This window comes from Agromyces binzhouensis (assembly GCF_004135055.1).
GTDB classification, from domain to species: domain Bacteria; phylum Actinomycetota; class Actinomycetes; order Actinomycetales; family Microbacteriaceae; genus Agromyces; species Agromyces binzhouensis.
The window spans coordinates 1-10,995 of sequence record NZ_SDPL01000064.1 but is presented as its reverse complement, the minus strand read 5'-3'; the positions used below and the strand labels follow the sequence as shown (position 1 = coordinate 10,995).

The 10,995-nt window shown below is 71.8% G+C and carries 9 protein-coding genes; 3 read left to right on the top strand and 6 right to left on the bottom strand.

The genetic code is table 11. The features are described from left to right. A partial coding sequence (locus ESO86_RS05495; RefSeq protein ID WP_242492218.1) for an aldo/keto reductase occupies nucleotides 1-795 on the bottom strand: 795 nt, incomplete at its 3' end. Between the two features lie 91 nt (nucleotides 796-886). Here ESO86_RS05495 and ESO86_RS05490 point away from each other — a divergent pair. Together ESO86_RS05490 and ESO86_RS05485 are read left to right on the top strand one after the other, a co-directional pair. Then, complete coding sequence (locus ESO86_RS05490; RefSeq protein WP_129233911.1) at nucleotides 887-1,573, top strand: hypothetical protein; 687 nt, start codon at nucleotides 887-889, stop codon at nucleotides 1,571-1,573. 110 nt (nucleotides 1,574-1,683) lie between these two features. Then, nucleotides 1,684-1,971 (top strand): iron-sulfur cluster assembly accessory protein, encoded by a 288-nt coding sequence (locus ESO86_RS05485; protein WP_129233909.1) that lies wholly within the window; start codon nucleotides 1,684-1,686, stop codon nucleotides 1,969-1,971. Nucleotides 1,972-2,098: 127 nt separating this feature from the next. On the opposite strand, the gene ESO86_RS05480 is transcribed toward ESO86_RS05485, so the two are convergent. From ESO86_RS05480 to ESO86_RS05465, 4 genes are all read right to left on the bottom strand, one after another. Continuing rightward, the gene (locus tag ESO86_RS05480; RefSeq protein ID WP_129233908.1) at nucleotides 2,099-3,490 is read right to left on the bottom strand and encodes an MFS transporter; all 1,392 of its coding nucleotides are present in this window, start codon (nucleotides 3,488-3,490) and stop codon (nucleotides 2,099-2,101) included. Between the two features lie 4 nt (nucleotides 3,491-3,494). After that, nucleotides 3,495-4,445: an alpha/beta fold hydrolase gene (locus ESO86_RS05475; RefSeq protein ID WP_129233906.1), complete on the bottom strand. Its 951-nt coding sequence runs from the start codon at nucleotides 4,443-4,445 to the stop codon at nucleotides 3,495-3,497. A gap of 85 nt (nucleotides 4,446-4,530) precedes the next feature. Next, entirely contained in the window at nucleotides 4,531-5,931 is a 1,401-nt protein-coding gene (locus ESO86_RS05470; RefSeq protein ID WP_242492220.1) for an MFS transporter, read from the bottom strand. 151 nt (nucleotides 5,932-6,082) lie between these two features. After that, the gene (locus ESO86_RS05465; RefSeq protein WP_129233902.1) at nucleotides 6,083-8,074 is read right to left on the bottom strand and encodes a zinc-ribbon domain-containing protein; all 1,992 of its coding nucleotides are present in this window, start codon (nucleotides 8,072-8,074) and stop codon (nucleotides 6,083-6,085) included. Nucleotides 8,075-8,332: 258 nt separating this feature from the next. Between ESO86_RS05465 and ESO86_RS05460 the strand changes: the two genes are divergently transcribed. Next, complete coding sequence (locus ESO86_RS05460) at nucleotides 8,333-10,129, top strand: acyl-CoA dehydrogenase family protein (RefSeq protein WP_129233900.1); 1,797 nt, start codon at nucleotides 8,333-8,335, stop codon at nucleotides 10,127-10,129. A gap of 10 nt (nucleotides 10,130-10,139) precedes the next feature. Here the strand turns inward: ESO86_RS05460 and ESO86_RS05455 are convergent. Further along, the coding region (locus ESO86_RS05455; protein ID WP_207207022.1) for a hypothetical protein at nucleotides 10,140-10,995 on the bottom strand (856 nt) is incomplete at its 5' end.

Below are 10,995 nucleotides of genomic sequence, written 5' to 3'. Positions count from 1 at the left end.
CGCCGCGCCGATGGCGAGCGCGTCGAGCGCCTGGCCGTCGGTCGCGGCGAGCGCAGCGGCATCCGCCTCATCGCCCGCGCTCGTCAGCCGGCCGTTCGCGACGGCCTCCTTCACGACCACGAACCAGCCGGCGGCATGCGCCCGCGCGAGGGCGGGTCCGACCGAGGGCTCGAGCAGGTTCCACGTCGCCTGCACGGTGCGGAACGGCGAGTCGGGCAGTTCGCGGGCCGCGTCGAGCGCGTCGGCCTGGTGCGGCCCGCTCGTCGAGACGCCGACGGCGACGCCGGATGCCGCGAGCTCGCGCAGCCGGTCGAGCAGCGCCTCGTCGTCGAGCGCCGGGCTGTCGGGGGTCAGCGAGTGCACGAGGTATCGGTCGGGCGCGCCGCCGAGCGCGGCGAGCGTCTCGGGCCACTGGCGATCGAGCATGGCGAGCGAGTGCTCCTTGCGCTCGTGCACGTCGGCGTCCATGCGCCACCCGCCGACGTACGCGTAGCCCCACTTCGACTCGACCTCGAGCTCGGCGCGGCGCTCCGGATGCGCGGCGAGCCAGGACCCGAGGAACTCCTCGGCGCGCCCGTAGGACCGGGCGGCGTCGATGAAGCGGATGCCGCGGGCCCACGCGACGTCGAGCATCGCGTGCGCACGCCCCCGCATCGCGTCGACGCTGCGGTCGTCGCCGAGCGAGGCGTCGCGGCCGGCGGTGATGTACGCCGGGCGGCCGAGCGCGGCGAGACCGAGGCCGAGCGGGGCGAGACCGGCGGGCGGCACCGGGTCGTGAGCCGAGGGTTCCTGCACGATGCGTGAGCCTACGCGGACCCGGCGACCGACGCAGCAGCGGGGAGTACGCTCGTCGAGGGTCGGGACGAGACGGAAGCGGAGGCCGGGCGTGAGCCGAGGGAGCGAGCAGCGTCAGGTCACCATCGACCGGCTGACGCGAGCGGCGCGCGTCGCACTCGGATCGGGGCGGGCGCTCGACGACCGCCTGATCGCCGACATCTGCGAGCAGAACGGCGTGCACCCGACGGCGTTCCGCCGGTTCTTCGCCACCGACGACGCGCTGCTCGACGCGGTGAACGAGCAGCTGGTCCACGACTGCGTGAACCGGCTCCGTTCGGCGGTCGACGCGTTCGACGCGATCGACCTCGCGGGCTCCGACGCCGATGCGGACGGCGCCGACACGGCGGGCCCGGAATCGGCCGATCCCGTCGGCGTCGCCGCGCGGATGCTCGCGGACTCGTGGCCGCTCGATCGCGGCGGCCTGATCATCCGCGCCCAGCGCCGACTGCGCGCGCTGACCTCGCAGGGCGGGGACGGCGACGCCGCGGCGGCGGCCGAGCGATCGTTCGTCGAGCGACTCGTGCCCGTCTTCGAGGACCTCATGGCCAAGCTCGACCGGCGCTTCACCTGGTCGCCGACGCTCGCGGTGCGCGTCGTCGTCGACACCTACGAGCGGTCCTTCGAGAGCTGGCTGCTGATGGGCAACCGCGAGGAGGACTTCGACGCGTCCCCCTATGCGACGCGCACGCTGCCCGTGCTGCTCCGGGGCACGAGCGAGCGACTGCCGTCGGCCTGAGGCGACGCGCGCGGGCGCGAGGGTACGCGATGAGCGAAACGCGCGTCTCGGGGTGGCGTTCCTCCGCCCGATCTGGAAACGTGGCCGACTCGCGATCAGAGGAGGACGACATGCTGACACTGACCGACACCGCGGCCACCGTCGTGAAGGAGATCGTCGCCGGCAACGGCGCTCCCGAGGGATCGGGGCTGCGCATCGAGGCCGAGGACACGGACGCCACCCAGTTCGGCGTCTCGATCACGCCCGCCCCGGAATCGGGCGACGCCGTGGTCGAGCAGTCCGGCGCCCGGGTGTACCTCGGCGAGCGCGCGACCATCGCGCTCGACGACAAGACGCTCGACGCCAGCGTCGCAGAGGACGGACGCGTGTCCTTCGACATCCTGCCGCAGGCGCTCTGACGTCGCGCCCGCCCGCGCGGGCGCGCAGACGACGGGTCGGTCCCGCCGGACTCCGGTTCGGCGGGACCGACCCGTCTCGGCTGTTCGGGGGTCCCGCGGGCTCACTCGCCGTGGCGGCCGTACGCCGCTACGACGGCGTGCGCGTCCGCGTCCCCTCCGAGCGGATCAGCGAGATCGCCACGATCGTTCCCATGACGCCGAGCGCCGCGTCGACGAGGAAGGCGTTGCGGATGCCGACCGTGAAGGTGGCGGCGGCGAGCACGATCGCCGTGTTCACGCCCAGTCCGAGGGACCCGCCCGCGACGTTGCCCATGTAGACGATGCCGCCCGCCAGGCTCGAGTCCTCCGGTCGCACGGCCGTGACGGCGGCCGTCGTGACCGCCGAGAAGTACAGGCCGACTCCGATCCCGCAGAGCACGAGCCCGGGCACGAGCGGCAGGTAGCCGGTGCCGATGACCAGGGCGATCACGAGCACGCCGACCGTGAGGCAGGCCGCCCCGATCCCGATGACGAGCCGACTCCCGATGCGGTGGTACAGCGGCCCCGCCGCGAACGACACCATGGCGAAGACGAGCATCATCGGCAGGAGGCCGGCGCCCGCCGCGAACGCGCTCCACCCCAGCTCCTTCTCCAGGTACTGGGGGACGTAGACGAGCACGCCGAAGAAGACCGAGCCGAGGAGCAGGATCGAGATCAGCGCGCCGCTGAACTGCCGACTGTAGACCACGCGGCGCGGCACGAGCGCGTCGTCGCCCTGCCGCCGCTGGATGAGCACGAAGACGGGCAGCAGCAGCACGCCGAACGCGATCATGCCGAGCACCCACGGCGATCCGAACGTGTTCGCGCTGCCGACGTCGAGGGCGACGAGCACGAGCACCACGGCGGCCGACAGGCTGGCGATGCCGGCGTAGTCGACGCGGACGCCGCCGCCGCGCGTCGACTCCGGCACGTTGCGGAGCACGACCAGCACCGCGAGCAGCGCCACGGGCACGTTGACGAAGAAGATCCACCGCCAGCCGAGGGTGTCGGTGAGGATCCCGCCGAGCAGCGGCCCGATGGAGTTGCCGAGCCCCGCGACGCCGATGATGAGGCCGCCCGCGAGCCCGCTGCGGGACTTCGGGACGATGTCGTAGACCATGCCGAGCACCGAGGGCCACATCATCGCGCCGCCGATGCCCATGAGCGCCCGCGCCGCGATGAGCAGTCCGATGTTCGGAGCGAGTCCGCCGAGCAGGGAGAACGCGCCGAAGACGAGCGCACCGATCACGAACACGCGACGCCGCCCGAAGAGGTCCGCGAGCCGGCCGCCCGTGACGATGAGCACGCCGAACACGACGGTGTACCCGTTGATGACCCACTGCGCCCGGTTGAGGCTCGTGTCGAGGTCGTGCTCGATGCTCGGCACCGCGACGGTCAGCGCGGTGAAGTCGTTCGCGACGACGAGGATGCCGAGGGACAGCGCGACGAGGGTGACGATGGCGCTCCGGTCCAGCCGGTCCGACGTGCTCGCCTCGGTCATGGTGTCAGTCCGTCGACTCGGCGTCCGCTGCCTCGGCGTCCGTCGCCTCGGCATCCCTCACCGGCGGATGGTGCACGCCGCGGTGGATCTCGACCACGCGGGTGCCGTCGGTCCAGGTCGGGTCGTCGACGATCGGGAGGTCGTCCATGAAGCGCCGGATGATGTGCGCCAGCGCCCGGGCGTGGCTGAAGTTGATCGCGTGCGCGGCACCCTCGATCGTCACGGCCAGCACGTGGTTGTCGATCTGCCCGGCCACCTCCTGGACGCGCGCGGGCCCGGGCATCAGCGGATCGCGATCTCCGAGGACGACGAGCGACGGGAGCTGGAGTTCGAGCAGTCGCTCGAGCGACGGGTACTGCGTGAGCGCGCGGAACAGCTTCAGCGTGCTCGGCACGCCGAACCGGGCGTAGTCGGGCACGGCGACTCGCGCCATCCGAGGGGGCTCGCGCGTGCCGTCCTGCGCGAGCTGGCGCATCGCCCGCGACAGGGGGCGGTTGAACACCCCGCCCGCGGGCGACACGAGCACGGCACGGTCGACGCGGTCCGGGAAGCTGGCGGCGAACTCGAGGATGACGGGGCATCCCATCGAGTTCCCCACGAGCGTCGCCCTCTCGATCCCGCGATCGTCGAGGAACCGGGCGGCCGCCCGTGCGAGGTCCGGGATGTCGAGCCCCTGGGGGTGCCGACCGCTGCGGCCGAATCCCGGAAGGTCGGGCACGAGCGTGTGGAACTCGTCGGCGAGCAGTTCGGCGGTCAGCAGGAGGTATCGCCCCGACATGCCGAACCCGTGCACGTGCATCATGACCCGGGCACCGGGCGGAGGGTCCGGCGACTCCCGGTAGAACACGTCGACGTCGTCCACCACGGTCCAGCGCTCCACGAGGCGGGAGACCGGGCGGCGCGGCGTCCGGCGTTCACGCCACCGCTCCGCGGCAGCCGCGCTCGTCTTGGCCATCGACGCACCCCCTCGTCGGGCGTATCAGACCACGAACGGCGTCATCCCCGTTGGGACCTCCGGCCCACGGCGTGTCGGGCCCGGGTCAGGCCGCCGTCGTCGGTCCGACGGCTTCCGCGGGCTCGACCGGTCGATGCTCGATGTCGTCGACGTGGGCACTCGGCATGGCCACGGCGCCGGCGATGGTCGCGACGGCGGCGATCGCCACGCCGATGAACACGGCCGTCGACGCGGCCTGGATCGCTGCGACCGAATGCGCGCCGAGCCCCGAGTCGGCGATCACGCCGTTCGCCACGGCGCCGAAGATCGCGACGCCGACGGCGCTGCCCATCGATCGCAGGAACATGTTCGCGCCGGTCACGACCCCTCGCTCCGACCACGGCACCGAGGACTGCGCGGCGATGAGCGTCGGCGACGCCACGAGGCCGAGCCCGAGGCCGACCACGAAGCAGGCGAGTGCGGTCGTGACGGGGTTGGGAACGAACGTCGCGGCCACGAGGCCGGCCGCGCCGAGCACGGTGATGCCGAGCCCGAGGAACGCGGTGTTCCGGAAGCCGACGCGCAGGTACAGCCGGCCGGACTGGGAGGCCGAGATGGGCCAGCCCAGCGTGAGGGCCGCGACCGCGAGCCCCGAGACGATCGGCGTCGCCCCCGCCGACACCTCGAGGAAGGTCGGCACGTACGAGGTCAGCCCGATGAGCACCGCGCCGACGCCGAGCGAGATGAGCGACGTCGTGACGATGAGTCGCCGCGAGAAGAGCCAGAGCGGGAGGATCGGCTCCGCAGCCCGCCGCTCGACGAGGACGAAGACGACGAGGAGCAGCGCGGCGACGCCGAACGCGCCGATGCTCTGCCACGAGTTCCACGCCCAGGCCTGGCCGCCCTCGAGCACCGCGAGGATGAGGAGGGTGAGCCCGACGGTGAGCACCGCGGCACCGGCGATGTCGATGCGGTGCTTCTTCCGCTCGACGGTCTCGTGGTAGTTGCGGATCAGCATCCACGCCGCGATGAGGCTCAGCGGGATGTTCACGAAGAAGATCCACCGCCATGAGAGGAACTCGGCGAACAGTCCGCCGAGCGAGGGGCCGATGACGGATGACGCGGCCCACACGCTCGCGATGTACCCCTGCACGCGCGCGCGTTCCCGCACCGTGTAGATGTCGCCCGTGATCGTGATCGAGACGGGCAGCACCGCGCCCGCGCCGAGACCCTGGATCGCCCGGAACACGATGAGCGAGGTCATGTCCCACGCGAAGCCCGCGAGGATCGAGCCGACGAGGAACGCGCCGATGCCCACCAGCATGATGGGCTTCCGCCCGACGGTGTCGGCGAGCTTGGCGTAGACCGGCACCGAGACGGCCTGGGCGAGCAGGTAGATCGAGAACAGCCACGGGAACTGCGCGAACCCGCCGATGTCGGCCACGATCGACGGCACCGCCGTGGCGAGGATGGTCGCCTCGATCGCCACGAGCCCGGTGCACAGCATCAGGGCGGCGAGCACCGGCCCGCGCTCGGAGCGCAGTCCGACGGCGGTCTGTCCGGTCACGCGCTTCTCCTTCACGGGCCGCCGCAGGCGCGACCGACCCACTGAGGGGCAACGCCATGGAGCGCTCCGCATTCCCGTCGGGGCGCGGCTGTCAGTCCTTCATGCGGACGAGGATGCCGCCGGCGTACCCGAGCGCGGCCCCGATCCAGATGAGGGGCAACCCGATGTGGAGCGCGGAGAGGGTCATCCCCGGCGTGACGGCGAGGAAGACCAGGTACCCGGCGGCGAGGAGCACGACGAGCACGGCCGATTTGCGGGACAGCCCTCCGTCCTTCCCCGCGATGCCGAAGAGCATGAGCACCCCGAGCACGATCAGGAGGAGCCGGACCGGCCCCTCGACGAACTCGGACTGCAGTGCGGTCGACGTGAGGATCGCCTGCGCGATGCCGATCGGGTCGAGGTCGGGCCTGGAGAGCCCGATGAACCAGGGCAGCAGCAACGCCCCGACCATGACGAGCACGGCCCCCAGGGCGATCAGCCACCGGCCGGCCGTCGGACGGCGATTGGGCCGAACCTGCGCGATCTCGACGCTCGCATCGAGGTCCTGGTTCCCGTCCGACGCGGTCACGTGCAACCTCCGCGTGGCCTGCCGTCCGGCAGGCGGGTGCGGGCTCGTCAGGGAGACCCTCGAGTAGCCGATCGCACCCGGAGCGACGACGACGACGGCCGGGGCGAACACCGCGCGCACCGTCCCGTCGTCCGATCGTCCGGACATCGCCACGTTGAGCGGCCGAACGCCGCGGCGGTTGTCGATCTCGACCGTGAACTGACCCTGGCGGTGACGGCCGAGGTCGAGGCGTTCGGGGTTGGCTCGCAGTTCCGCGGTCGCGATCGCCGCCGCGGAACTCGTCATCTCGAGCATCGCGTCGCCGGAGGCATCCGTGGCGCCGTCGGTCGCCACCACGGTGAACGGGTGGGTGGCCTGCGTGCCGGGCGGCGGCGGTTCCGCGCGGACCAGGCCCCTGGCTTTCGTGACCTTCCCGGGGGCGGCGACGAACTGCGCGGGAACGAAGGCGAACGAGAGCCGCTGTTCCGGATCGACCCCGGTGAGCGCGATGGTGACGCCCGAGTGCCCGCCACGGTTGTCGATGAGGACGTCGAACTCGGCGTCGTGGGCGTCCTCCAGTCGGATGGTGCTCGGCTGGACCTGCAGCTTGATCGGTGCATCGACCGGAGCGGCCGTGGTGCTCTGCACGAGGGTGATCGTCGCCGGCATCGGCCCCTCGTCATCCGTCGCCGCCACGGCGAGCTGCCGGTTCCGCTGCTCTCCCGGTGGTGGTTGGGGCGCCGAGAACTCCACGCGCACGTCGACGGTGGAACCCGGCTCGACCTCGACCGTCGAGGCGGAGAACCGGAAGTCGACGACGTCCTCGGGATCCTTCCCGGCCAGGGTGAGGGTCTGCGGATGGTTCGCGGACCGATTGTCGAGCGTCAGCGTGAACGAGCCGTCGCCGGCATCCTCGAGCCGGATGAGCGCCGGGCTCGCCGTGATGCCGACCCGCGGCCCGTAGGCCGGAACGTGCACCAGGAGCTCGGCGACGGCGTATCGCCTCGCATCCTCCTGCGAGCTGATCCGCAGGGTCAGTTCGGCCCGCTGCGCCACCACCATCGGTCCGGGTCGCATCTCGAGCGACAGCTCGACGTCGTCCGATGCGCCCGGCATGAGGTGGACCTCCGGGCTGACCAGCTCGAGCCAGTCCGGCGGATCGACCAGCTCGACGTCGTAGCCGTCGACGACCTTCGTCGGATTCTCGATGACGAGCTCGATCCGCGCGGGCTCGTCCGGCGTGAGCGTGACCTCGGGCGTCGCGACGGTCACCTCGGGCGAGCCGGCCGCGGGTGCAGTCTCATCCGTCGTGACTGCTCCGTCGGGCGAGACGACCTCGCCGTCCTCGCCAGCCGGTCCCGGCGTCTCGTCTCCCCCGTCGGGCGTCGGCGAGGGCCCGGGCTCCCCCGGTTTCGTGCCGCCGCCGGAGTCGTCGCCGGAAGCCGTGTCCCAGCCGAGGTAGGACTGGCAGTTGGTGCAGAAACGTGCGTCCGGTGCGTTCTTCGCACCGCAGTTCCAGCAGATGCGATCGGCCATCCCGTCCCCCCGCTCACGACGTCGCGGCGGCGCACCGCACACGATGCCTGAGACCGATGTTAGGGAATCTCGCGCATGCGCGGCCAGTGCCATGCCCCAACGGGCACGCATCCATGCCTCGCGCGACCAGGGCCGGGCAACTCGGGCGGGCGCGTCCGATTGCCGGGTGCCACAAGCGCGACGCCGCTTCGACCGGGGGGCTTCGTCGATGCCAACAGATTCGGCCCGGACCCGGATGCCCGCGCCTACAGTCCGAACATGACTGATTTCCGTCCGCCCGTCGCCGACCTGGCGTACGCGCTCACGCACGTCGTGGGCTACGACCGGGTCGCCGAGCTTCCGGGCTTCGAGCATGCAGACCTCGACATGGTCACCGAGATCCTCGGGGAGGTCGGCGGCTTCATGGCCGAGGTCGTCGCCCCCACCAACCGCGCCGGTGACGTGGAGGGCGCCCGCCTGAACCCCGACGGCACGGTGACCACGCCGACCGGGTTCAAGGAGGCGTACGCCGCCTACGTCGAGGCCGGCTGGGGGTCGGTCCCCCTTCCGGAGGCGTTCGGCGGCGGCGACTTCCCGCGCACGGTGGGCCTCGCCATCCAGGAACTGACGATGGAGGCCAACATGGCCTTCTCGCTCGCGCCCCTGCTCACGCAGGGCGCGATCGAGGCCCTCCTGCACTACGGCAGCGATGAGCAGAAGCAGGCCTGGCTGCCCAAGATGGTCAGCGGCGAGTGGTCCGGCACGATGAACCTCACCGAGCCGCACGCCGGTTCCGACGTGGGCGCCCTCACGACGAAGGCCGTCAAGCGCCCCGACGGCACGTACGGCATCACCGGCCAGAAGATCTACATCACGTTCGGCGACCACGACCTGAGCGAGCAGATCGTGCACCTCGTGCTGGCCCGCACTCCCGACGCGCCCGCCGGCACCAAGGGCATCTCGTGCTTCATCGTGCCGAAGTTCCTCGTCAACGACGACGGCTCGCTCGGCGAGCGCAACGGCGTGCACACGCTCGGCGTCGAGCACAAGATGGGCATCCACGGCTCCCCCACCTGCGTGCTGTCGTACGAGGACGCCACGGGGTACCTCATCGGCGACGAGAACTTCGGCATGCGCATCATGTTCGTGATGATGAACAGCGCGCGCCTCTCGGTGGGCACGCAGGGGCTCGCGGTGGCCGAGCGCGCCTACCAGCAGTCGCTCGACTACGCGAAGGAGCGCATCCAGGGCCGCGCGATCGGCGCCACGGAGGACTCGCCGATCATCGACTTCCCCGACGTGCGCCGCATGCTCATGACGCAGAAGTCGTACATCGCCGCGCTCCGCCGCATGATGCTGCTGAACGCCGTGCACGTGGACATCTCCACCCACCACCCGGATGCCGCGACCCGCGCCCGCGCCGACGAGATCGTGGGACTGCTCACCCCCATCTGCAAGTCGTTCGGCACCGACCTCGGCAACGAGCTCACCTCCCTCGCGCTGCAGGTCCACGGCGGCATGGGCTTCATCGAGGAGACCGGCGCCGCCCAGCACTACCGCGACGTGCGCATCGCCGCGATCTACGAGGGCACGAACGGCATCCAGGCCGCCGACCTCGTGGGCCGCAAGCTCGGCGTCCGCGGCGGGGCATCCGCCCTCGAGTTCATCGCCTCGATGCGCGACCTCGACGGCGAGCTCGCGGCGGCGGGCGATGAGTTCGCGTCGATCAGGGCGCAGCTGAACACGAGTCTCGACGAGCTCGAGCAGACGACGGCGTGGATGCTGAACACCGGCGCCTCCGACCCGAACTCGGTGCTCGCGGGCTCCAGCCCGTACCTGCGCATGTGGGGGCTGGTGGTCGGCGGATGGCTCCTCGCGAAGTCCGCGCTCGCCGCTCGTGAGCTCGACGGCGACGCCATCGGCGCGACGCAGCTGCCGCTGGCCCGGTTCTACGCCGAGCAGCTGCTCCCCGCGGTGTCCGGCCTCATCGGCCCTGCGACCGCCGGGTCGCGCGACCTGTTCGCACTCGACGCCGACGCGCTCGGCGACGTGGTGCGGCGCACGGCGCGCGTCTGACTCGTCGCCGTCAGAGGTCACCGGGGGTCGCGCCGATCGGCGCGGCCCCCGGCTTCGTTCGAGCGGACGTCGCGCGCGGCGCCGGCGCCGCGCGCTCGGTCTCGGTCTCGGTCTCGGTCTCGGTCTCGGTCTCGTCGACGATCGCCGAACCTTCGACCGCCGCGTCGGCCTCGCGACGCCGCTCCACCGGCTTCTGGAGGAAGTATGCGCCGAGTGAGCCCGCGAGCGTCGCGAACACCACGACCGAGTACACCGACAGCACCACGTGGAGCATCCGCGTGAGCGTCGAGTCCCCGTCGAGCGGAGCCCCCGTGACGGTCGCGAGCGCCGTCTGGTACAGGGCCTCGCCGTAGCTGATGCCGCCGCCGGTGAGGTAGTGCAGCTGGCTCGCCGCGAGGATGACCACCGCCGTGACGGCGGCCAGCACGGCGATCCGATCCGACACCAGCCGCCCCGCCGACCGTGAGCCGCGGACCCCGGCCGAGAGCACGCCGCCGAGCCGCGCGATGGGCGCGACGCGGAAGAACGTGAGCACCCGGAAGAAGCGGAGGAACGGCACGGCGAGGAACAGGACCTGCCACCAGTTGCGCCGCCAGAACGCCGCCGACCGGGCGACGAACGCGCGCAGGGCGAACTCCGCCACGAAGATCGACCAGAAGATCCATCCCAAGACGGAGAAGACCGTCACGAGCGTCGGATCCTGCGCGAGCACCTGCCCGAGCACCACGAACAGGAACAGGATCCCGAGGATGCCCATCGGGCGGTCCAGGCGCTTCGCCAGGCGCTCGGCGGCGTTCATGCGCTCCGCTTCGGGCAGCTCGCGCGGGCGCGCCGCGGCGAGCGCCTCGCGGCGGGTCGGCGGGTCG